Source organism: Winogradskyella aquimaris (assembly GCF_042676105.1).
Classification (GTDB): domain Bacteria; phylum Bacteroidota; class Bacteroidia; order Flavobacteriales; family Flavobacteriaceae; genus Winogradskyella; species Winogradskyella aquimaris.
In genome coordinates this window covers 310,783-334,660 of sequence record NZ_JBHTJQ010000010.1, presented here as the reverse complement: position 1 = coordinate 334,660, position 23,878 = coordinate 310,783, and the positions used below count along the sequence as shown (strand labels likewise).

Sequence of the window (23,878 nt, the reverse complement as noted above, 5' to 3'; positions counted from 1 at the left end):
TATTAGAAACCTAGATCACGTTCAATATCCTCCATCTCTATAATATCATAAGCTTCTTGTATAGAAGGTACTACTACAATTTCATCTGGCATTTGATCTAAATCAGCATTTTCGGTAACAACAACGAACGATTTTTTGTCTGATCTATGTGTGTTGCTCAGTCTTAGAAATTCTATAATATCTTCTAATTTAATTTTATCAATACTCGATAAATTAACTATCAAATGATAATTTTTATACTTGTCATAAGCTTGCTCAATATTATTTACTAAAGTTTTTACAGAAGCCTTTTCTTGTGTAATAATCGTAATATTACCGTCTCGATCTATAATCATAACTTACTGTTTTATTTTAGATGCCAATAAATATATTACAGCCATTCTAACAGCTACGCCATTTTCCACCTGATCCAAAATTATAGCTTGCTTTGAGTCCGCAACATCACTTGTAATTTCTACACCTCTGTTTATTGGTCCTGGATGCATTATTATAATATCCTTTTTTAGGCTATCCAAAAGCTCTTTATTGACACCGAATTGTTGAGTATACTCTCTAGTTGTTGGAAAATAACTAATATCCATTCGCTCATTCTGAACTCGAAGCATATTTGCAACATCACACCATTCCAAAGCTTTTCTCAAGTTTGTTTCTACTTTCACACCTAAATCTTTGATGTACTTTGGTAACAAGGTCTTTGGGCCACAAACCATAACATTTGCACCTTGAAGTTGCAGCGCATAAATATTAGATAATGCTACTCTACTATGTAAAATATCGCCAACAATAACCACATTTTTTCCTTTTACACTTCCTAATCTCTCTCTTATAGAATAGGAATCCAATAAAGCCTGTGTAGGATGCTCATGAGCTCCATCACCTGCATTAATAATACTAGCCTTAACATGATGAGATAAAAATATGCCAGCTCCTGGGTTTGGGTGACGCATCACCACCATATCTACCTTCATGGATAGGATATTGTTAACTGTATCAATTAATGTTTCACCTTTTTTTACAGAAGATTGTGAAGCGGAAAAATTTATAACATCAGCTGAAAGACGCTTTTCGGCGAGTTCAAAGGATAATTTAGTTCGTGTAGAGTTTTCAAAGAATAAATTGGCGATAGTGATGTCTCTAAGTGAAGGAACTTTTTTAATGGGTCTATTAATAACCTCTTTAAACTGATCTGCCGTTTCAAAAATCAGTTCTATATCTTTTTTAGTAAGATATTTTATTCCCAATAAGTGTTTAACACTTAGTTCACTCATTCTTAGTTAATTTTCTATTTATCAATTAAATACACCACATCTTCTCCACCATTTTCAACCCAATTTACCTTTACTTTTTGATTATCTATAGCGTCCACTTGTCTTCCCTTATAATTAGGTTGAATTGGTAAGTGTCTACTAAATCTTCTATCTATTAATGTTAGCAATTCTATATTATTAGGTCTTCCAAATGACTGTATAGCCGTAAGTGCAGAACGAATGCTTCGACCAGTATATAGGACGTCGTCTATAAACACGACATTTTTGTCTTCTACAATAAAGTCAATCTCAGTAGTATTCGCCTCTAAAGGCTTATCCCCTCGTCTAAAATCGTCCCTAAAAAAGGTTATATCCAAGTGACCAATTTTAATGTCTTTGATTTTATAGTCCTCTTTAAGAATGTGTGCCAAACGATCGGCCAAAAACTTTCCTCTTGGTTGTATACCTATTAAAACAGTTTCTGAGAAGTCATCGTGGTTTTCAATAAGTTGGCAAGCCAATCTGTGTAGCGTGATATTGACTTCTTTAGAATTGAGTAATACTTTTTGACTCATGTAGTATCCAAACGTTATTGCTAGGCAAAGTTAGGATAAATTATCAGAGTTTCAAACTAATATAATATCATTAAAAAAGCCTTTCAATTTCTTGAAAGGCTTTAGCGTTTATTTTAAAATGAAGGGTTCTTATTTCTTCTTACCGTCCATTTTATCTTTAAGTGCCTGTAAAGCATCATTTGCATCACCTAAAGTTGGTTTAGCTTCTGCCGCTTGTGCTTCTGCTTTCTTAACAGCTTGCTTAACGATTTTAGCTTCTTCTTCTCTAAATACTGCAGTGTGAGACGCTACAACTCTTTTGAATTCTTTATTGAACTCAATAATTTTGAATTCTGCTTCTTCACCCTTTTTAAGTTTAGAACCATCTTCTTTCTCTAAGTGTCGTTGTGGTACAAAAGCAACGATATCTTCGTTAAAATCTATTGTTGCGCCTTTGTCTACTATTTCAGTAATAGCAGCAGTGTGAGATGTACCAACTGCAAATTCAGTTTCGTACTTATCCCAAGGATTTTCCTCAGTTTGCTTATGACCTAAAGATAACTTACGCCCTTCAACATCAAGTTCTAATACTACAACATCTAATTTATCACCTACGTTACAGAATTCTGATGGGTGCTTAATTTTCTTAGTCCAAGATAAATCAGATATGTAGATCAGACCATCAATACCTTCTTCTAATTCAACAAAAACACCAAAGTTTGTGAAGTTACGCACAATACCTGTATGCTTTGATCCAACAGGGTATTTAGATGTAATGTCTGTCCATGGGTCTGGTGTTAATTGCTTAATACCAAGCGACATTTTACGATCTTCTCTATCTAGAGTTAAGATAACTGCTTCAATCTCATCACCTACCTCAACAAAATCTTGAGCAGAACGTAAATGTGTAGACCAAGACATTTCACTTACGTGAACTAACCCCTCTACTCCATCAGCAACTTCAACAAAAGCACCGTAATCTGCAATAACAACTACTTTACCTTTTACTTTGTCACCAACTTTAACGTCTTCACCTAAAGCCTCCCAAGGATGTTTAGATAATTGCTTAAGACCTAATTGTATTCTAGATTTATTTTCATCAAAATCAAGAATTACAACATTTAGTTTTTGATCTAACTCAACAATCTCATTTGGATGGTTGATACGTGACCATGATAAATCTGTAATGTGAATTAAACCATCTACACCTCCTAAATCAATGAACACACCATAAGACGTAATGTTTTTAACAATACCTTCTAATACTTGTCCTTTTTCTAATTGGCCAATGATTTCTTTCTTTTGTTCCTCAATATCAGCTTCGATAAGCGCTTTATGAGAAACAACTATGTTTTTAAATTCGTGGTTGATCTTAACAACCTTGAATTCCATAGTTTTATTTACATATTGGTCATAATCTCTAATTGGTTTAACATCAATTTGAGAACCTGGTAAGAATGCCTCGATTCCGAAAACATCCACAATCATACCACCTTTAGTTCTGCACTTAACAAAACCATTTACGATTTCACCAGTTTCATGAGCCTTATTAACTCTATCCCATGCCTTGATAACACGAGCTTTTCTGTGAGATAAAACTAGCTGACCTGTTGCGTCTTCACGAACATCAATTAATACTTCTACTTTATCACCAACTTTTAAATCTGGATTGTAGCGGAACTCATTTAAAGAGATCGCTCCTTCAGATTTAGCATTGATGTCAATAATAGCATCTCTATCGGTGATGTGGATCACTTCACCTTCTACCACTTCGTCATCTAATGTGTCAACAAAGTTTTCAGATACTAATTTTTCAAATTCTGCAAGTTTTTTGTCACCTACCTCTTCGATTCCTTCTTCATAATTGTGCCAATTAAACTCTTTTAAGAATTTTTCTGGATTTGCTTGAGCTTCAGAAACTACTGGAGCTTCAACTGTTTTTGCTTCAGTTGCTTCAACCTCAGCGTTATTTGTTTTGTTTTCAGCCATTGCTGATTAAAAATTTGTATTCTGTTTCATTTTGAAAGTGATGCGGAAAATGCTACAGAAGTTAATTAAAATTTATCTTATCTTCCCTTTTTACTTTCTAAAGTCCGCTAAAAAGGAGCGCAAAATTAATCATTTCCAATCAATTAACAAACAATTCTTAATATAAATCATGGAATTAAGAATTTAATAGATTATAGAAACTAAAGGAAAATAATTTGTGACTAAATGTTGTTTCTTTTGTCTTATGATTGAGTTCAAAATTGATACCCAAAAAATCTGATTTTTAGCATTTAAATTGGTATATTTATATAACTATTAATACTTAAAAAAACTTAAAAATCATGGTTAAAGCTAAATACCAAGACGTACTAGATTTAGGTGAACAACTAAACATTAAAGATGGTAAAGTTGAAGTCGATAACGATAAGTTAAAAGTTTGGGGAACTGCAGCGACGCAGTACGAGAAAAATTTACTTTGGGATAAAATAAAGGAAATTGGAGGTGAAAACCCTTCTGATATTATGGCAGACATCAAAGTTGCGGATGAATCTGTTTACGCAAGACACACCGTAAAGTCTGGTGAAACTTTAGGGAAAATTGCCAAACATTATTATGGTGACGCGTCTAAATATCAAAAGATTTTTCAGGCGAATACCGACAAATTAAAGAATCCTGATTTGATTTATCCAGATCAGGAATTAGTCATTCCTAACCTTTAAAAACTTGGATAATATAAAAAGAAAGCGACCTAATGGTCGCTTTTTTATATTTTAGATTTTACTAGTTTTAATAATGTCTCCACCTGCTCTTCAATAGTTAAATCCGAATTATCAATTTCTATAGCATCTTCAGCTTTAACTAAAGGGGAATCTTCTCTTGTAGAATCAATGCGGTCTCTTGTGGTTACATTTTCCAATACTTCTTCGTAACTCAAATCATGACCTCGCTCAATTAGTTCTTTATAACGTCGTTGAGCTCTGGTTTCGGCAGAAGCGGTCATAAATATTTTTAGTTCGGCATTAGGAAAAACCACAGTGCCAATATCTCTACCATCCATCACAATACCTTTGTCCTTACCCATTAATTGTTGTTGCTCCACCAATTTTTTACGGACTTCAGAAATGGTTGCTACCGGACTAACATATCTTGAAACTTCTAAAGTTCTAATAGCCTTTTCAATATTTTTTCCATTCAAGTATACTTCAGAGAAACCAAGTGACTCATTAAACTTAAAGGTTATCTTTATTTCACTGAGACTTTCTATAAGCTCATCTGAAAGAAAAAAATCGTCACCAATTAAATGATGCTGTAAGGCATAATAAGTTACCGCTCTATACATCGCACCCGTATCTACATAGATGTAATTAAGCTTCTTTGCCAATTGCTTGGCAATCGTACTTTTTCCGGTTGATGAAAATCCATCTATGGCTATTACAATTTTTTTCATAGTAATGTTCTTATCGTCTTCTACCATCTAAATCAATTTGAAGTCCGAAAAAACTCGTATTAGATGCACTTGTGTATCTGGCATGTGTATAACTAAAGCGCATTGAGTTAAGTCTTATACCAACACCAACTGATAACCCTGAAAAATTCCTTTGGTCTACTATTCTTAATTCTTCTGCACGTCTAAAATTGTAGCCTAATCTAAGATTAAATCCTCGTTCAGGCCAAAGTTCGGCACCTAAAATTAAATGACGTAATGCATTATTAAAAAAGCCAACCTTTTCTTGTGTTTGATTTCCATCTAAATCTGTTGTAGCTCTAGCAGGATTTGACACACCTATTGGCCACTCTTGAAGATTTTCCAAAGTTAAGTGCCATCTAATAGGAACATTTTCTAAGGTCTGCGACATCCCAAAATTGACTTCAAAAGGTAATGGTTCGTTTTGGCCTGCATAAGTTGTAAACTGAGTACCTAAATTTCTTACGGTTAATGCTGCATGAAAATCCAACTTTTCATTAATATACATGATGCCCAAGTCTACAGCTCCACCAACCGAATTGTACTGCTCTAACAAAGAGGTGATCACCTTAACATTGGCGCCTACATAAAAATCGGTAAATGGAATGTTATAATTATAGCCTGCCGAAATAGCAGCTTCATTTCCACTAAATGTTCCGGTAGAATTTCCATTAACGTCATAGCCATCAAATGTTCCGTAGTTAATATAGGTCACACCAAAATGAAAGGTTTGAACGTGTCTATCCCATGTGTAAGCATATGCTGCAGTACCATAAGTAATTCCACCTAAAAAACTTGAGACATTAACGGCCAATTGATTGTGCATTTGCCAATTTATAGACGCAGGATTGTAAAGTGCCTCTGTAACGTCATGATCAAAATTGGTGATGATTTTACCGCCTAATGCAGCTTGTCGAGGTGAAGATACGAGATTAAGAAATTGATAAGTAGATTCACCACCCAATTGTGCAAACAACGGTAACGCTAAAAGCATAATACAGAATTGGGTAACCCTCTTTATCATAGATTTTGCAAAATAAACAAATCTATCTTAAAACGCTGATATGATTTTTTTATTTTTTGGGCCATATGATTCTTACTGTAGCTTCAAAATCTGTCCAACTAAAATGAGCGTATCCGTGAGGCCATTTAAAAATTTGAGTTCCTCAACTGAAAGCTTGTTTTTTCTGGCAATACTATACAATGTATCACCCTTTGACACTATCCATTCGGATGAATTAGATAAATTGTTTGGTGAGCCTAGGTCTGAAATTCGCAACTCCTGTCCTACCTTAATTAGGTTGGACGTTAAGCCGTTTAAACTTTTTAATTCATCAACTGTTAGTCCATATTTTTTGGATAAACTATATAAAGTATCATCTTTTTCAACAATATGGAAATGGCTATCAGCTTGACTTAACATTGTCGTTGGTGCATCATTCACGTTCTCATCTTCTAAACTCTCAAAATTTCTAACCTTAAGCCTTTGGCCAACATCAACTAAAGTAGTCTCTAGATGGTTGGCGTCCTTTAATATCGATAAAGTTGTTTGATATTTATTGGCTATATCTAAAAGTGTTTCGTTTTCTTTTACAGTATGATAAACAGGTTCTAATTGGTTTATAATTGAATCACTAACCGTGGTATCGGATGATTTTACTGAGACATCATTACCAGTATCTACGGTTTTATCTTTTGTATTAACTAAAGTTATTTCGCCAGTAACTAGATTAAGTTTTGCAGGTTTACCATCTAAAATAACATCTTTTAACTGACCGTCTTCTTGACTAAAAGCCATAATAGAAGAACAGATTAAAAGATTCAGTGCAACAACTAACTTAAAGCTTTTTAGCATTTTTTACTTTTTGATTTGTAATTGCTATATCCAACACTTCACTCATATCTTTCACATAATGAAAGGTTAACCCTTTAAGATATTCTGGTTTAATTTCGTCGATATCCCTTTTATTATCCTCACATAAAAGAATCTCTTTGATTTTGGCACGTTTAGCAGCAAGTATTTTTTCTTTTATGCCGCCAACTGGCAACACTTTACCTCTTAAAGTAATTTCACCAGTCATAGCCAAACTCTTTTTTACTTTACGTTGGGTAAATAAAGAAACCAAAGAAGTAAGCATCGTAACACCAGCACTTGGACCATCTTTTGGTGTTGCACCTTCGGGCACATGAATGTGAACATTATACTTGTCAAATATTTCAGGGTCTATTTCAAACTTATCAGCGTTAGCTTTAATGTATTCCATGGCAATTGTAGCCGATTCGCGCATAACCTTACCAAGATTACCCGTAATGGTAAGGTTACCCTTGCCCTTAGATAAAATAGATTCAATAAACAAGATATCACCACCTACTCTGGTCCAGGCTAAACCTGTAACCACTCCAGCAACATTATTATTTTCGTATTTATCGCGCTCTAGTTTAGGAGCACCCAAAACATCGATGATATCCTCATTGGTAACTTTAACATTATAGTCTTCTTCCATCGCAATATTTTTGGCTGCATACCTTACCATTTTTGCGATTTGCTTTTCTAAACCTCTTACACCAGATTCTCTTGTGTAACCTTCAACTATTTTCTCGAGTTGTGGTTTTCCAATTTTAAGCGCTTTACTATCCAAGCCATGTTCTTTCAGTTGTTTTGGCAATAGGTGGCGCTTCGCAATTTCAACCTTTTCTTCAATGGTATATCCTGTAACGTTAATAATCTCCATACGGTCTCTTAATGCAGGCTGAATCGTATTGAGACTATTAGACGTTGCGATAAACATTACCTTTGAAAGGTCGTAACCCATTTCTAGAAAGTTATCATAAAACTCATTGTTCTGTTCTGGGTCTAAAACCTCTAACATGGCAGAAGATGGGTCACCTTGATGACCAGAAGATAATTTATCAATTTCATCTAATACAAATACGGGATTGGAAGTTCCTGCCTTTTTCAAACTTTGAATAATGCGACCTGGCATGGCACCAATGTACGTTTTTCTGTGACCACGTATTTCAGCTTCGTCACGCAAACCACCGAGAGAAATTCTCACATATTCCCTACCTAAAGCTTCTGCAATAGATTTTCCGAGTGAGGTTTTACCAACACCTGGAGGTCCATACAAACATAATATTGGGGACTTCATATCATTGCGCAGTTTAAGTACTGCCAAATATTCTATGATTCGTTTTTTGACGTCATCTAAACCAAAATGATCACGATCTAGAATTTGTTTTGCACGCTTTAAATCAAATTGATCTTCACTAAACTCATTCCAAGGTAAATCCAAAAAAAGATCGAGATAGTTTCGCTGAATCGAATACTCCGCCACTTGCGGATTCATTCGTTGCATTTTAGCCAATTCCTTATCAAAGTGCGACTTTACCTTATCATCCCAATGCTTCTCTTTGGCACGCGCTTTCATATCCTCAATTTCTTCACCAGAAGATACACCACCAAGCTCTTCCTGGATTGTCTTCATTTGTTGGTGCAAGAAATATTCGCGTTGTTGTTGGCTCATATCACTCTGTACCTTACTCTGAATATCGTTCTTTAACTCTAGCTTTTGATATTCTAAGTTCATGTACTTTAAAGTCTGAAGTGCACGTTCCTTAAGATCGTTAATCTTTAAAAGTTCTTGCTTCTCCTCTACTTTAAGGTTCATATTAGAGGACACAAAATTCACCAAGAAAGAATTGCTTTCAATATTTTTAATGGCAAAGGTTGCTTCGGTTGGAATATTTGGGCTTTCCTTTATAATCTCTAAAGACAAGTCCTTTATAGAGTCTATGATGGCATTGAATTCTTCATTATCTACTGTTGGCTTAGACTCTGGTAAATCTGAAATGGTAGCCGTTAGATATGGCTTTTCTGAAATGATTTCATTAATCTGAAAGCGCTTTTTACCCTGAATAATAACTGTAGTATTTCCGTCGGGCATTTTTAGAACCTTAAGAATACGTGCAACTGTACCGGTTTTATATATATCGTTCACCGATGGTTTTTCTACACTCTCATCTTTTTGTGCAACGACACCAATAACTTTTCCTCCTTTGTTAGCGTCATTTATCAGCTTTATTGAAGTATCCCTACCTGCCGTAATTGGAATTACCACACCAGGAAATAAAACCGTATTTCGCAATGGTAATATTGGTAGTGACTCTGGTAAAGATTCATTGTTAATTAATTCTTCATCCTCAGGTGTCATTAACGGAATTAATTCTGAATTTTCGTCAAAATCCTGTAATGACAAACTGTCAAGACTTAAAAAATTTGATTTCTTCATATTATTTTTAAGCCATTCTGTCATTAAATAATAACAAAATAGCATTTGTTTAAATGTATTAATAATTAACTTTATATTGAATATCAGTAAATTAGAAGATATTCAAAGTTATTCACATCCAATCTTGTTCAATTGTTATGCCATTACCTTTAGAACATTTTAAAAGTTTTTTTGTTATAAGTGTAACAATGCATCAAAACTTCTATCTATAGAATAAAGCAATTGTTTTTTTGTCGCCAACCAATCAAAATATCGAACAGTTACTAGAGCTTTGTAAATCTTGTAATCAACGTGCGCAGTTAGAAATTTACAACAGATATAACAAAGCCATGTATAACACAGCTTTGAGAATTATAAAGGATTCTTATAAAGCTGAAGACATTATGCAAGAGTCATTTTTAACGGCTTTTACAAAACTGGATACTCTAGAGGATTCCAAATTATTTGGGTCATGGTTAAAACGTATTGTGGTTAATAATAGTATTGCCTACCACAATAAAACCCTGAAGCAACAAGAAATTCCTTTAGAAACCATAATGTATAAGGTTGAGGATGACAACGGTATTGAGGAGCATAGCCAGGAAAATGCCAAAGTGAAAGAAATCATTAATACAATGAAGACCTTAAAGCCAAATTATAGTTTAGGGTTAACACTTCATCTAATTGAAGGCTATGATTACGAAGAAATTTGTGAGATCATGCATATTTCATATGCGAATTGTAGAACGTTGATTTCTAGAGCCAAAGAAAGTTTACGTAAAAAGTTATTGCATACCGCTTAAAACTGAAGAATTATGAAGAAAGATACTTTAGACGAGTTATTTAAAGACCTTAGAGGTAAGTTTGATATCGACGAACCAGCGATAGGCCATAAGAATCGTTTTTTAGACAAACTAAGTACTAGTGGTGTTGCTTCGATTAATAACAGAAAAGTTATAAACCTTAACTGGAAACCTTTTTTTGCGATAGCCGCCTCCGTAATTATTTGCTTGGGCGTGTTTACAACCATAAATGCGCAACCTGAAGTTTTGGATTTGGCCAGTGTTTCTCCGCAAATGGCTGAAACACAAGATTTCTTTACAACAACGATTAATGCTGAATTAAAAAAACTAAACAATGAGCGATCACCTTTAACGGAGCAAGTTATTACAGACGCTTTAAACCGAATTAAACTATTAGAAAACGACTATCAACAATTAAAAACAGACTTAACTGAAAGTAATCAAGATCAGCGTGTTATCTATGCGATGATCAACAACTTTCAGAACAGAATAGATGTTTTAAACACAGTTCTAGAACAAATAGAAACTATTAAAGAATTAAAAACCAACAGTGATGAACCAAAAAATACAATTTAAAATTGCCCTTCTTTTTTTACTAATGCCCTTTATCGCATTAGCAAATACAGGTAAAGGGGTCATTAAAACCACGAAAGAACGAAACATTAAAAAAACCTTTAATGTTGCTGCAAATTCGACCTTAAAAATTAATAATAGTTACGGAAACCTTGATATTATTACTTGGGACCAAAACAAAATCGATTTTGATATTACAATTAAAGTCACCGGAAGTAATAATGAAAAAGTTGAGGATCGCCTAAAGGACATCGATGTGGAATTTTCCTCAAGTAACGATTATGTTTCAGCCATTACTAAAATTGGTAAAAACAATAAAAGTTGGTGGAATTGGGGTAAACGAAATAATCTTAAACTAGAGATTAACTACATTATAAAAATGCCAATGTCTGGAAATGTAGATCTTAGTAATGACTATGGTGCAATAAATTTGGATAGATTAGAAGGTAATGCGAAAATAGTGTGCGATTACGGTAAAATTACGACTAAGGAATTGTTATCAGACAATAACGACATTCGGTTTGATTATACCAATAATAGCTACTTTGAATATATTAAAGGAGGAAGAATAAACGCAGATTACAGTGGCTACACTGTCGCCAAAACAGAAAATTTAAAAATCAATGCAGATTACACCACATCTGTTGTAGAAGCGGCTGAAAATGTAGAGTATAATTGTGACTATGGATCTTTGAAGATAGAAAACATCAATAATCTAAACGGTAACGGTGACTATTTATCACTTAGACTAGGTAATGTTTATAAAAGTGTAAAAATAAAAGCCGATTACGGGTCATTAAAGATTGACAGAATGGCATCAAAGGCCAAGAATATTGATATTGATTCGGACTATATGGGAATAACCATAGGTTACGATAGCAATTACAATTTTGATTTTGATATTGATTTAGGCTATGGCTCATTGAGAGATTCAGAGGCTTTCAACTTCACGAACAAAGAGGTAAACACTACAAATAAAAAATACAACGGTTATCATGGTTCTAAAAGCTCTGGTAACTATGTGAAAATTAAATCAAATTATGGAAGCGTAAGCTTCAAACAACAATAATCAAATAAACGAATAGTAACCAAACAATAAAAACATGAGACTATTACAATCAATTGCTTTAACCGTATGCCTCCTTAGTATTACAACATCTTGTGCACAATGGGGAAAAGGGAAAAAAGTTAAGGGAAATGGCAATATCACCACAGAAAGTCGAACCACAAGTGAGTATGATGGTATAAGTGTTGCCGGATCAATGGACTTTAAACTAGTTGAAGGCAGTGAAGGAGATATTACCATTGAAGGTGATTCTAATCTTATAGAATTTATCATTACCGAAGTAAGAGACGGTAAATTAGTTGTAAAAGTTGAAGAGGGTATTAATCTTAGACCTACAAAAACCATAGTCATTAATATTCCTTACGAATCCATTAATACGGTATCATTGGCAGGTTCTGGAGATGTTAAAAACTCAGGTACTATAAAAGCCGACAGTTTTGATGTTTCGCTTGCTGGGTCTGGAGATATAGATTTAAGGATCAGTACGAATTCTGTAGAAAGCAGCATTGCAGGTTCAGGAAATTTGACATTAAATGGTACAACAACCAACTTAAAGACCAATATTGCTGGCTCTGGAGATTTTAATGGTGCAAATCTAAACAGTGTAAATGTCTCTGTAGAAATCGCTGGCTCTGGAGATGCTAATGTATTTTGCGATGGTGATTTAAAAGTTAGAATTGCTGGTTCTGGTGATGTTACCTACTCTGGCAATCCAAAAAGCAAAGATACTAAAGTGGCTGGTTCAGGTAGCGTTAGCAATTAGTATCCAATAATTCGACCAAAAAAGAAGAAAGGACAAGTTAAGACTTGTCCTTTCTTTATTACATAAAATATCATACTGTAATTATTAAACAGGAAATTTTTTAAAGATTTCGTTTATCATTCGAGTCATAAGAGTTGGGTCTGAAATATGAGCTCTAAAGTTTTCTGCCATGCCTACCCATACAAGTTCCTTGGTTGTCTTATTAAATACTTGAACAATTAATGTACCCTCTTTGTAAGGCTGATTATTAAGTGCATCTTCACTACTTCTAAAATACCTTTTATAATCTGTAGCAGTTACAGAGGCATAATTAGGACTGTTGCCTGAAGTAGAGCCGCCATCAGTTGGTGCCTGTTCATAATAGTTGTTGCTTCTTCCTCTTAGATTACTTCTTATTTCATTGGATGTACTTAATAAAACCAATAAATCAGGGTTGTCAGTATCTACAGAAAACCCTTTTTCAATCATTTTGGTATTCATTGTAGCGATTAAAGATTCCTCAATAGATTGATCTACTTTCGCATTAAACTCATTTAATTCTACTGAAGTATTAGGCAAATAGGCAAATGTCTTAAACGTCTTAAAATCATCATCGGTGTACTTTTTTGATGTCACGTTTGATGCACAATTGACTAAAGTTAATAGTCCGAAAAAAACTAAGATTTTTGAGATGGTTTTCATAGCATATCAGTTATTAAGTTAAAGAATATTGATTTTTACCAGTACTTACAAAAATAATAGCTAACTGATTATCAATAGAATATAAACTGTTATTTTTATGTTAATGGGAATCGAGTACCTACAAAAGATCTCCAGTATTCAAATAAAGTCCATGATACTAAAAAATCAAGTAGACTTGAGGTATTTGAAGAATTGACAATTTGATTAAAGCTTTAGATGAGTATCGCGATGGATGTTTTTAAAGCTTGTTATATACAAAAGTTATTCGTTCTGTTATTACAGAATCATCAACGGTACTCTCTGCATAAAAAGCGTCATCAATGGCGGTGTATAGGTTTCCATTTTTAAAAAGACTTAAACTGGTGCCATCTGTAAAAAACATGGTTACACTATTAATGGTTTCAGTCCATGTAAAAGTTTTGTCTTCCATGATTTCAGTACAGTTGGTAAAAAAATCTTCGCCAGTTGCCGTTGGTGTAAAAGTAAACTCCGCAACGGACCTCAAGAACATGGTTCCTGTGCCATCGGCATTAAAATCTATAGTTTCATTATCATAGCAGTCAATATCGTCTAAATAATTATTGGTAACAATACCATCATTATTTAAATCTCTTAGTTCGTCTGTAATCCAAGACACTAATTTCCAAGTCCCAACAACGTCCACTACCTCAGGGACACAATCACCCAATTCATCTAAAGTGGATTGCAACGTACCATCATCACCACATAGCGCAATCTGGTTTTGTAATGCCTCCTTATAATTATTACACAGTGCTTCTATAGTTTCACCTGCTGCACTTTCATAAATTATTCGGGCTAATTCAGTTTCCGCAGTTGCCTCTTCACAGGGATCTAATTCTTCGTCACAATTGGCTAGTTCCTCCAATAGGAACTGCAGGCTTCCATCCTCATCACCACAAATATCAATTTGATCGAGTAATGCCTCTCTATAAACAAGACATAACATAACATAATTATCTGAATTAGCAACCAGGAAGTTTTGCGCTGCTATTTCTGTAGTTTCAATAGCCTCTTGACAGAGGTCATCATCAGTGATAATTTCACCTTCATAAGGTTCATTATCACAATTTATTGCCATAAAAAGTGTGGCAAATACAACTAACATTAAAATTTTCCTAACCATAGCGCTATAAAGTTAAGGAATTTTTAGAATTAGTTTCTTTTTTAACTTTCTGACATTTTATTGGTTTTTATAGTACTCAAAATAATAAGACCAATGACGAAAAAGGTAATTAAAAACAAAATTGAATAACGCATACTGCCAGTAATACTAGCAATAAAACCATATAAAAACATTCCTATTACAATACCTATTTTTTCAGAAACATCATAAAAACTAAAGTAAGAGGCGGTGTCTTCCGTATTTTCAGGAATCAATTTGCTGTAAGTCGATCTAGATAAGGCCTGTATCCCTCCCATTACCAATCCAACCGAAGCCGCAGTAACATAAAAATGTGTTGGTGTGGTTATGAAGTATGCAAAACCACAAATCAGAATCCAGATACAAATTACCCAAATCAAAGCCTTAATGTTTCCTATTTTTTTAGAGAGTTTTGCTGTATAATTAGCACCTACAACAGCTATCAGTTGTATAAGTAAAATACTAATAATTAATCCTGTGGTTGAGTCTTGTTTACCCCAGTCCAACTCTTCAACAGCAAAATAGGTTGCCGCAATCATAATGGTTTGTACAGCCATACTGTAAATAAAAAACGCTGATAAATAACGTTTTAATATCTTATTTGACTTTAAGGCCTTCCATATTTTCTTCAATTCATTAAAACCCGACAGCAAAACCGTTTTTGTTACTTTGTGTCCTTCGTTAGTTCCTGTTGGCAAATATTTGAAGGTATATTGGGCAAATAATATCCACCAAATACCAACCATGATAAAAGCTATTCTTGTAGGCTGTGCTTCGCTTTCAAAACCAAAGGTGTCGAAGAACAAAATCATCACTAGATTAACCACCAACAAGATAACACTGCCAATATAGCCCAATGAAAACCCTTTTGCACTTACTTTATCCTGTTGTTCTGGGTAGGCAATATCAGGTAAATAAGAATTGTAAAATACCAGACTACCCCAAAACCCTACTAACCCCAGAACATAGCATATCATACCAAAGAGTAGGTTTTCTAAAGAAAACCAATATAGACCAATACAAGACAAGGCTCCCAGATAACAAAAGAATTTCATAAACCCTTCCTTATTACCTACGTAATCAGAAATACCAGAAAGGATTGGTGATAAAAAAGAAACAATTAAAAAACTAAATGCTGTGACATAACTGATTAAAGAATCATTGTTAAATTCATATCCCAAAAAAACGACTGTATCATTTAAAATTTGACCTGTTTCTTCATCTTTAATAATTGTTAATGCACCATAGAAAATGGGAAAAACAGCTGAAGAAATGACCAATGGATAAACCGAATTGGCCCAATCATAAAATGCCCAGGCATGAAGTAGTTTTTTACTTCCCTTTTTAAGTTCACTCATATATTTATAATAAAAAAACTGCTCAAATTGAGCAGCTTCTAAAGTAATCATTTATTTTTTAAGCTCATATTAATTTATGGGCCTGTAAGAAGTCACACCATATTTCTCGGCCTCTGCTTTTGCCTTTGGTGCTAATTCTTGTAAATTCTTGATTCTGGAATCGTTGCTTGGATGCGTACTCATAAATTCTGGTGGTGCTTCTCCTCCACTTTTTGCTTTCATACGTTTCCAAAGTTCTGCTGCTTCGTCTGGATTATAGCCGGCTATGGCCATTAAATATACACCTATTTTATCAGCTTCTGTTTCATGTGCTCTGCTGAAAGGTAACATTCCTCCTACATTACTCGCCAAACCATAGGCTTGCATCCACATTTGCTGCTTTTCAGCACTTTGATTTCCTGTTGCCACTGCAACAGCAACACCTCCCGCCTGCTGTAAGATTCCAGAACTCATACGTTGTTGACCATGGTTAGCTAACGCATGAGCTACCTCATGCCCCATAATGGCAGCGACACCTGTTTCATTTTGGGCAATTGGAAGAATACCTGTATAAAACGCAATTTTTCCACCAGGCATACACCAAGCGTTAACTTGATCCGATTCAATTAGTTTATACTCCCATTTATAATCATCTAAATAACCTTGGTAACCATTAGCATTTAAATACCGTTCTGCAGCCACAGCTATGCGCTGACCAACTCGTGTAATCATCTCAGCATCTTTTGTGCCTGTAATCACTTTACTTTCACTTAAAACCTGATTATACTGTGCAAATGATGAAGGAAATAATTGGTCATTTGATACAAATGCCATTGTTTTTTTCCCTGTGAAAGGATTTGTTGCACACGACACTACGATGGCTACGATTCCTAATATTGATACTCCTTTTTTTAAAGTCATGGCTAAGGTTTTTAATTTCTTCTACTAAAATAAGAAAAATTATTGGTAATTATATGACTCTCTTTTGTGGGAAAAGTCATTTTGAATTCACCTTTTTTTGTCCTAAAATATGAAGCTCCGAAAAGTTCTTATCAACTACAAAAGAGTCTGTACCATTAGACTTTAAATGCTCTAAGGAAATTATCTCATTGTCTAATTGAATTTCTTCAATATCAAAAGGTAAACCATGAATTTTTATTTTAAAGGTTTCGTATGTTGTAATAAACTTACCTTCCTTATGCTGATTAATTATTAATTCATTATCACGTCCCGTCAAACTGAAACTGCGCAGACTGTAACGCCCTTTGGTATAATCATAACCATCGTTGGCATCACTAAATAATTCACTTACTTCTTTACCTTTTTTGTAGTATACATCTAAGGTAATTTCCTCTATCTCCTTTTCACCAACATACTGCTGAACAGGATATTTTGGGATAACAGCACCCTCTTTAATGAAAATTGGCATACTGTCGATATCTGCATCTACCCACATTTCTTTACCTCCTTTAATAATTTCATCTGTCCAGAAATTGTACCAGTTTCCTCTAGGTAAGTACATTCGTCTTCCTTTAGCATTTGGTTCTAAAACAGGGCAAGCTAAAATTTGCTCACCAAAAATAAATTCATCAGTCCTATAATGGGTTTGGACATCATCTTGATCAAATAACACTAACGATTTAAGAATAGGTGTACCATGATCGGCATAATTCCAAAAAGCAGTATACAAATAGGGTAACAATTGATATCTTAACTCAATAAATTTTCTTACGATATCTGTAACATCCTCATCGAAAGCCCATGGTTCTTGATCACCATGATCGCCAGAAGAATGTACTCTAAAGAATGGGTGAAAAACCCCTAACTGAATCCAACGTGTAAACAGTTCTCCTTGTGGCTGTTCTGCAAAGCCACCGATATCACTTCCTGCGAAGGAGAAGCCTGACATTGCTAATCGCTGAGCCTGTATATTTGCAATCCATAAATGTTCCCAAGTAGCTACATTATCACCTGTCCAAGTAGATGTATAACGTTGTGTACCTGAATATGCCGCTCTGGTTATCACAAATGGTCGCTTTGGAAATGAATATTTTTTAAGTCCTTGGTATGTGGCACGTGCCATTTGCATCCCGTAAATATTATGTGCTTTTCTATGGCTACATGGATTACCATCATAATCATGTCTCACGTCATCTGGAAATGTTTTGTTGGGCACTTCCATTACGGCAGGCTCGTTCATATCATTCCAAACACCTTTTACTCCTATTTCTTCTATCAGCTCTTTAAATAAACCAGACCACCAATCTCTTACCTCTGGGTTTGTAAAGTCAGGGAAATAACATTCGCCTGGCCATACCTTACCTTTCATGTAAGGTCCATCGGCGCGTTTACAGAAATAATCATTTTCTAATGCTTCTTTAAAAACAGAATAGTCTTTGTCTATTTTTATTCCTGGATCGATTATTGCTACGGTCTTAAATCCTTGAGCCTTTAATTCATCAACCATTCGTTTTGGATCTGGGAAATACTCTTTATTCCAAGTAAAACATCTAAAGCCATCCATATAATCTATATCTAAATAGATGGCATCACATGGAATTTGTAATTTTCTAAAAGTAGATGTGATTTCCTTAACCTTACTTTCTGGATAGTAACTCCACTTACATTGATGAAACCCTAGTGCCCATAACGGTGGTAAATGATGAGGCTTACCAGTAAGATCTGTATAGCTTTCGACCACATCATTCATTTTTGGGCCATAGAAAAAGTAATAATTCATCTCTCCTCCCTGTGCCCAAAAACTGGTAACATTACGTCGCTCTTGAGCAAAATCGAATGAACTTCTAAACGAGTTATCAAAGAAAACACCATAGGCCTTACCATGATGAAGCCCTGTATAAAAAGGAATGGCTTTATAAATTGGATCCGTGTCTTTACCGTATGCGTAAGAATCCGTAACCCAATTGTCGTAACGCTTCCCCTTTAAATTTAAATGGTTTGGTTTATCTCCAAGTCCGTAGTAACTTTCTCCATCGTTTGAGACTTTACTCATCTTTACGATATTACCACCATACTCGTAACTTTCTTCCCAATGAAATCCAATTTCATCTTGGTTAATTAAAACTCCATCCTTAACATCAAATAAGGATATACGAAGACTTTCCTTAGAAATTTCACAACGTAACTTCGATGTAATTACAACATAGCAATCCTCGTTTTCTTCAATTTCTAATTTGTTGTAACCTATACTGGCATATTTGGTGATGGCATAAGAAAAATCGTTTTCAAACATACCAACTGTGGTATACCGAAACCTTAACAAACTATCCCGAACAACGGTTAACTGAAGAATAACATCATTTTCTGTTGAAAAATAGAGTTTGTCTACATCTTTCCTAAAGCTTATTATTTTTGAAGGAAATTGATTTCCTTTATTTTCTAATTCTGTATTTGTAATCATATCATCATCTTTTCAAAAAAGCACGTAAAAAAACGGAAAAATTAGAACTTTAGAAAGTGTAAAACGCAGTATTTAAATTTAATTTTAAACTCAAACGATTTCGTTGCAGTAGTAATCTGATTATTAGACTTAAGAGTATTAAAAAAGGCTTCCATTATAGAAGCCCATTATAAATTGAGTGGAAGAAATTATTTTATTATAATTTTTCGTGTTGAGACATTGTTTCCTGACGCTATTTTAATGATATAAATACCATCTGATTTGGATGACAAATCTACTAATACATTTTTATCATTAGTACTTAGTAATTCTAAGCGCTTTCCTGAAATGTTATAAATTTCTACTGAATTTACAGGTAAACCACTCTCAATTGAGACTACTTTTTCGTTAACACTTACAATCAAATTATTTTCGAATAAATTGTCATTGTTTGAAAGTGTGCTGCTATCCTTTTGAGCATCTACCAAATCTATGTATAGATCCAGACTCTGATTATTGCTATTGCCATCATTAGCACTAAATTCATTTCTAAATATCAGGTTATATCCAAATATGGTTTCACCATCTGGCACTGTAGCATATTCTTCAGTAAGATTAATCGTGATGCTGTAGGTATTTGGTGCTGTATTGGTGTCTGTATCTGAAGGAATTAAAGTGGCAATGGGTTGACTAGCATTATCAAAAAAATCTGATGGTGCACCTTGAAAACCTCCTGAAGAAGTATCCAAACCACCATAAATATATAGAAATGTTCGTCCTTCAGTATATAAGTTATTAATGATATCCGAATCTTCAAACACTATGGTTATTTCGTCATTTACCGTAGATGTTGTAGCTGTAATATTTGTTGTACCTGCCCCGTTATAGCCACTGAAAGTAAGTACTTCTTGAGACATACCTGCAAGTGAAATTAACAAACTAAAGAATAAAATGTAGTTTTTTTTCATAATAATATAATTTAAAAAGTTTATGTGAAGTTTATGTTTTTGTTTCCATAAAAACTATGATTGATATTTAAATACCACCATTCCCAGTGGTGGAATTGTTATTGTTACCGAATGGTCTCTAAACTGCCATGGTTCTGCTTTTGCACTCTGTATTTTGTTCTTGTATGAGCCTGATCCGAAATACTTCTTTAAATCACTATTAAATAGTTCTTTAAGCTTTCCTTTTCTCGGCACTCCCATTTTATAGTCTTCTCTCGGTACTGGTGTCATGTTACACGCAATTACCAAATCATCTTTAGAATCATTCCCTTTCCTAATATAAACTAACACTGAGTTTTCTGCATCATTGTAATCTATCCATTCAAAACCTTCGCCTGTAAACTGCTTTTCATATAGTGCAGGCTCTGTTTTATAAAGAGTATTTAAATCTTTAATAAACTTTTGCACACCTTTATGCGGTTCATATTGTAATAAGTGCCAATCTAGACTTTGCTGAAAATTCCATTCTTCACTCTGACCAAATTCGGCTCCTTGAAATAGCAATTTTGTTCCAGGATGGGTAAACATATAAGAATACAACAATCTTAGATTTGCAAAACGTTGCCATTCATCGCCAGGCATACGTCCTAAAATAGAATGTTTGCCATAAACAACTTCATCGTGACTTAAAGGCAGCATAAAATTTTCAGTAAATGCATAGGTCATACTAAATGTTAAATCATTCTGATGATGCTTTCTGTAGATAGGCTCTTTTGCAAAATATTGCAATGTATCGTGCATCCATCCCATCATCCATTTCATTCCAAAACCTAAGCCTCCTATATAGGTTGGCTTTGAAACCATAGGAAATGACGTCGATTCTTCAGCAATAGTTTGAACATCTGGAAAAGCACTGTAAACAGCTTCATTCATTTCGCGCATAAATGCAATGGCTTCTAAGTTTTCTCTACCGCCAAACATGTTTGGTTCCCATTCTCCCTCTTCCCTACTATAATCCAAGAACAACATTGACGCGACCGCATCCACTCTGAGTCCGTCTGCATGATATTGGTCTAACCAAAAAATAGCATTACTAATAAGAAAAGATTTTACCTCATTACGGCCGTAATTGAAGATTAAACTCTTCCAATCAGGATGATACCCTTTTCGTCGATCTGGGTGTTCGTACAATGCAGAGCCATCAAAAAAACCCAACCCGTGTGCATCTTCCGGAAAATGCGATGGCACCCAATCGAGTATAATACCAATATCATTTTGGTGTAGTTTATCAACTAATAACTTAAAATCTTCAGGATATCCGAAACGAGAAGTCGGTGCATAATAGCCAGTTAATTGATAACCCCATGAAGGATCATAAGGGTATTCCATTATAGGCATAAGCTCTACATGGGTAAAATTCATATCCTTAATGTATGAAACCAGATCATCTGCAAGTTCTTCATAGGTCAAAAATCGATTTTCTTCAACTTTTCTTTTCCAAGATCCTAAATGCACCTCATACACAGAAAAAGGGGCATCTATAGCATTGTTTGCTTGACGCTTTTTCATCCACTTTTTGTCGTCCCATTTATAGCTGTCGTCCCATACAATAGAGGCTGTATTGGGTGGAAGTTCGCAACGTCTTGCATAAGGATCAGCCTTTTCTGTCTTGATGTCATTATGATGACTATGTATCTTGTACTTGTAGAGATTACCCTTACCCACACCTGGAATAAAACCTTCCCATATACCACTTTCATCCCAACGCACATTAAGTTTATGGTCACCCTCTAACCAAAAGTTAAAATCACCAATAACAGAAACAGACTTTGCGCTTGGTGCCCAAACTGCAAAATAAGTGCCTTCAATACCATTTACTGTGGTCATATGTGAACCGAACTTCTCATAAAGACGATAATGTTTACCAGATTTGAATAAATTAATATCAAAATCGGTGAATAAACTGTGAGCTATAACTTCTGCCATAAATTAGTGATTGATAATGTTTGAAATTCCCTTTAGAGGGATAACTGCCCAAAGTGGTCTAGAATTAAGCTCGTATCCTAATTCATAGACTGCTTTTTCTAATAATGAGTATTTTAATAAAAAGATCCGTTCTTGCTGGTAGCCAATATTTATATTGGCATTCTGAATTTCTACTACATAGGTTCCCAAGAATAACCCTATAAAATATTGATATAAAATTTCACCAGCCTCAAAAAGTTCTTCCTGTGAAAACTTATACTTATCTATATTGTTAAAAATAGTGGCATATATGGCGTAGTGGAATGATCTAAATAGACCAGCTACATCCTTTAGTGGTGGTTGCTTTACTTTTCTATCTCTAATGGTACTCTCTGGTTCTCCTTCAAAATCGAGTATATAAAAATCATCATTTCTTACCAATATTTGGCCTAAATGATAATCTCCATGAACTCGTAGACGTTCCCCTTTTAGTTTGGTCCAATCAAAATTGACAAACCGCTTTCTAATTTCATTTTTGCGCTCTAAAAACTCATTGGCTAATTCTAATGCCAAGCCATCTAATTTATGCAGATTGTTCTCTACAGCGTTTAACCTATTTTGAAACTGATAGAGCAACCTATTTTTTAACCAAACGGTATAATCACCATTAAAACGTTCTGGTGTAAAAGATGTGTCTTCAAACTCAGAGCCTAATGCAATATGCATCTCAGCTGTACGCTTAGCCAGCACCTGAATTTTTGTAAAAACATTTAGGCCAACCCAATCAATGATTTGTGCAGGAATATCTCTGATGGTCAATCTTTCAAAAGGTTCCGTTTTCGGAAGACGTCCAATATTAATGTTTTTATATTCTAAATTTGAAAATACTTTATGAAGCTCTTTTAGCATATAATCCCATGCATCACCCTCATTTGGCACCAACTCATTCATTAAAGCTATGGTAATGTTGGTATTTTCATGATCTTTTATTTGCATACTCCCTAAATATGCTGGTGTGTTTTTAAAATCTTTCTTTTCAGATAGGAAGCGACTCATTTCATAGTCTGGGTTGCGGTCTGCATAAATACGTCTGAAAAATTTTAAAACATACTTGTCATTGTAAACTATGGATGTATTACTTTGTTCCATCCCCATAAATCGTGACGACTCGTACTCACAATCTGCAAATAACGCACTCTTTTTGTACTGAACGCGTGTACGATCTTTTGGAACCGCACTGAGAATGCGCTCAAAAACTACCCTCCTAAATGCTTCAAGGTTTATGGCGTCTATTATAAAACCTTCTTGATTTTGAATACTAATCGGAAGAATTCTATCATCATTGGCAAAGCTTTCGTCTGAAACAAATGCGATTGGTAAAAAGTAATGCTGATAAAATGCCTCATAAAAATTTACTTCTAAAATAAGGCCGTAGTAGACTTCTTCGTTTTGCTGAATTCTGAAGTATTCAGCCAATTCTATATATTTCAGCTTACTCGATTTCCCTCCATACCAACGTTGTTTTATGATATATTTTTCTAAAACGTCTGATAGAAAAGTTTTAACAAAATCTTCATTCTCCATCAATTCCTCCCACTGGACATCAAAGTTGTACGGTGTTTTAAGATTAACTGATGTAGACTTCTTCTTAGACATTT

General features: G+C 34.4%; 21 protein-coding genes. 5 read left to right on the top strand and 16 right to left on the bottom strand.

Features of this window, described 5'->3' with window-relative positions; genetic code table 11:
• Window positions 1-2: 2 nt before the first annotated feature.
• From ACFQ1K_RS09245 to rpsA, 4 genes are all read right to left on the bottom strand, one after another.
• Complete coding sequence (locus tag ACFQ1K_RS09245; RefSeq protein WP_320555295.1) at window positions 3-335, bottom strand: ribonuclease Z; 333 nt, start codon at window positions 333-335, stop codon at window positions 3-5.
• A 3-nt stretch (window positions 336-338) separates the two neighbouring features.
• Window positions 339-1,268, bottom strand: coding sequence for an aspartate carbamoyltransferase catalytic subunit (locus tag ACFQ1K_RS09240; RefSeq protein WP_320555294.1), 930 nt, complete (start codon window positions 1,266-1,268; stop codon window positions 339-341).
• A 14-nt stretch (window positions 1,269-1,282) separates the two neighbouring features.
• On the bottom strand, window positions 1,283-1,822 hold the full coding sequence (pyrR, locus tag ACFQ1K_RS09235) for a bifunctional pyr operon transcriptional regulator/uracil phosphoribosyltransferase PyrR (protein ID WP_320555293.1): 540 nt from the start codon (window positions 1,820-1,822) through the stop codon (window positions 1,283-1,285).
• A gap of 129 nt (window positions 1,823-1,951) precedes the next feature.
• Complete coding sequence (gene rpsA / locus ACFQ1K_RS09230; RefSeq protein ID WP_320555292.1) at window positions 1,952-3,790, bottom strand: 30S ribosomal protein S1; 1,839 nt, start codon at window positions 3,788-3,790, stop codon at window positions 1,952-1,954.
• A gap of 341 nt (window positions 3,791-4,131) precedes the next feature.
• Between rpsA and ACFQ1K_RS09225 the strand changes: the two genes are divergently transcribed.
• Window positions 4,132-4,509 carry a LysM peptidoglycan-binding domain-containing protein gene (locus tag ACFQ1K_RS09225; RefSeq protein ID WP_320555291.1) on the top strand — a complete coding sequence of 126 codons (378 nt, stop codon included), beginning with the start codon at window positions 4,132-4,134 and terminating at the stop codon, window positions 4,507-4,509.
• Between the two features lie 44 nt (window positions 4,510-4,553).
• Here the strand turns inward: ACFQ1K_RS09225 and cmk are convergent, their stop codons facing one another.
• From cmk to lon, 4 genes are all read right to left on the bottom strand, one after another.
• Window positions 4,554-5,237, bottom strand: coding sequence for a (d)CMP kinase (gene cmk / locus ACFQ1K_RS09220; RefSeq protein ID WP_320555306.1), 684 nt, complete (start codon window positions 5,235-5,237; stop codon window positions 4,554-4,556).
• Between the two features lie 10 nt (window positions 5,238-5,247).
• Window positions 5,248-6,279: a type IX secretion system protein PorQ gene (porQ, locus tag ACFQ1K_RS09215; RefSeq protein ID WP_320555290.1), complete on the bottom strand. Its 1,032-nt coding sequence runs from the start codon at window positions 6,277-6,279 to the stop codon at window positions 5,248-5,250.
• Between the two features lie 72 nt (window positions 6,280-6,351).
• Window positions 6,352-7,110 carry a LysM peptidoglycan-binding domain-containing protein gene (locus ACFQ1K_RS09210; protein ID WP_320555289.1) on the bottom strand — a complete coding sequence of 253 codons (759 nt, stop codon included), beginning with the start codon at window positions 7,108-7,110 and terminating at the stop codon, window positions 6,352-6,354.
• A complete protein-coding gene (gene lon, locus ACFQ1K_RS09205; protein WP_320555288.1) occupies window positions 7,094-9,544 on the bottom strand; it encodes an endopeptidase La in 2,451 nt (816 codons plus the stop codon). The genes ACFQ1K_RS09210 and lon overlap by 17 nt, the downstream gene beginning before the upstream one ends.
• Before the next feature lie 230 nt (window positions 9,545-9,774).
• Here lon and ACFQ1K_RS09200 point away from each other — a divergent pair, with 230 nt between their 5' ends.
• The 4 genes from ACFQ1K_RS09200 to ACFQ1K_RS09185 are packed head-to-tail and all read left to right on the top strand — an operon-like array spanning window position 9,775 to window position 12,728.
• A complete protein-coding gene (locus ACFQ1K_RS09200; protein ID WP_320555287.1) occupies window positions 9,775-10,326 on the top strand; it encodes an RNA polymerase sigma factor in 552 nt (183 codons plus the stop codon).
• 12 nt (window positions 10,327-10,338) lie between these two features.
• Window positions 10,339-10,902, top strand: a complete 564-nt coding sequence (locus tag ACFQ1K_RS09195) for a hypothetical protein (RefSeq protein WP_320555286.1) — start codon at window positions 10,339-10,341, stop codon at window positions 10,900-10,902.
• The gene (locus ACFQ1K_RS09190) at window positions 10,880-11,968 is read left to right on the top strand and encodes a hypothetical protein (RefSeq protein WP_320555285.1); all 1,089 of its coding nucleotides are present in this window, start codon (window positions 10,880-10,882) and stop codon (window positions 11,966-11,968) included. Before ACFQ1K_RS09195 ends, ACFQ1K_RS09190 begins: the two co-directional genes overlap by 23 nt.
• Before the next feature lie 34 nt (window positions 11,969-12,002).
• Window positions 12,003-12,728: a head GIN domain-containing protein gene (locus ACFQ1K_RS09185; RefSeq protein ID WP_320555284.1), complete on the top strand. Its 726-nt coding sequence runs from the start codon at window positions 12,003-12,005 to the stop codon at window positions 12,726-12,728.
• Window positions 12,729-12,812: 84 nt separating this feature from the next.
• On the opposite strand, the gene ACFQ1K_RS09180 is transcribed toward ACFQ1K_RS09185, so the two are convergent.
• The 8 genes from ACFQ1K_RS09180 to ACFQ1K_RS09145 all read right to left on the bottom strand — a co-directional run bounded on the left by ACFQ1K_RS09180 (window position 12,813) and on the right by ACFQ1K_RS09145 (window position 23,876).
• A complete protein-coding gene (locus tag ACFQ1K_RS09180; protein WP_320555283.1) occupies window positions 12,813-13,409 on the bottom strand; it encodes a DUF4136 domain-containing protein in 597 nt (198 codons plus the stop codon).
• 238 nt (window positions 13,410-13,647) lie between these two features.
• Complete coding sequence (locus ACFQ1K_RS09175; RefSeq protein WP_320555282.1) at window positions 13,648-14,553, bottom strand: hypothetical protein; 906 nt, start codon at window positions 14,551-14,553, stop codon at window positions 13,648-13,650.
• A 41-nt stretch (window positions 14,554-14,594) separates the two neighbouring features.
• Complete coding sequence (locus tag ACFQ1K_RS09170) at window positions 14,595-15,929, bottom strand: MFS transporter (RefSeq protein WP_320555305.1); 1,335 nt, start codon at window positions 15,927-15,929, stop codon at window positions 14,595-14,597.
• 69 nt (window positions 15,930-15,998) lie between these two features.
• Complete coding sequence (locus ACFQ1K_RS09165; RefSeq protein WP_320555281.1) at window positions 15,999-16,829, bottom strand: M48 family metallopeptidase; 831 nt, start codon at window positions 16,827-16,829, stop codon at window positions 15,999-16,001.
• A 76-nt stretch (window positions 16,830-16,905) separates the two neighbouring features.
• Window positions 16,906-19,329: a glycoside hydrolase family 31 protein gene (locus tag ACFQ1K_RS09160; protein WP_320555280.1), complete on the bottom strand. Its 2,424-nt coding sequence runs from the start codon at window positions 19,327-19,329 to the stop codon at window positions 16,906-16,908.
• 188 nt (window positions 19,330-19,517) lie between these two features.
• Window positions 19,518-20,276 carry a T9SS type A sorting domain-containing protein gene (locus tag ACFQ1K_RS09155; RefSeq protein ID WP_320555279.1) on the bottom strand — a complete coding sequence of 253 codons (759 nt, stop codon included), beginning with the start codon at window positions 20,274-20,276 and terminating at the stop codon, window positions 19,518-19,520.
• A gap of 54 nt (window positions 20,277-20,330) precedes the next feature.
• On the bottom strand, window positions 20,331-22,241 hold the full coding sequence (glgB, locus tag ACFQ1K_RS09150; RefSeq protein WP_320555278.1) for a 1,4-alpha-glucan branching protein GlgB: 1,911 nt from the start codon (window positions 22,239-22,241) through the stop codon (window positions 20,331-20,333).
• 3 nt (window positions 22,242-22,244) lie between these two features.
• A complete protein-coding gene (locus ACFQ1K_RS09145; RefSeq protein ID WP_320555277.1) occupies window positions 22,245-23,876 on the bottom strand; it encodes a trehalose synthase in 1,632 nt (543 codons plus the stop codon).
• Between the last annotated feature and the right edge of the window lie 2 nt (window positions 23,877-23,878).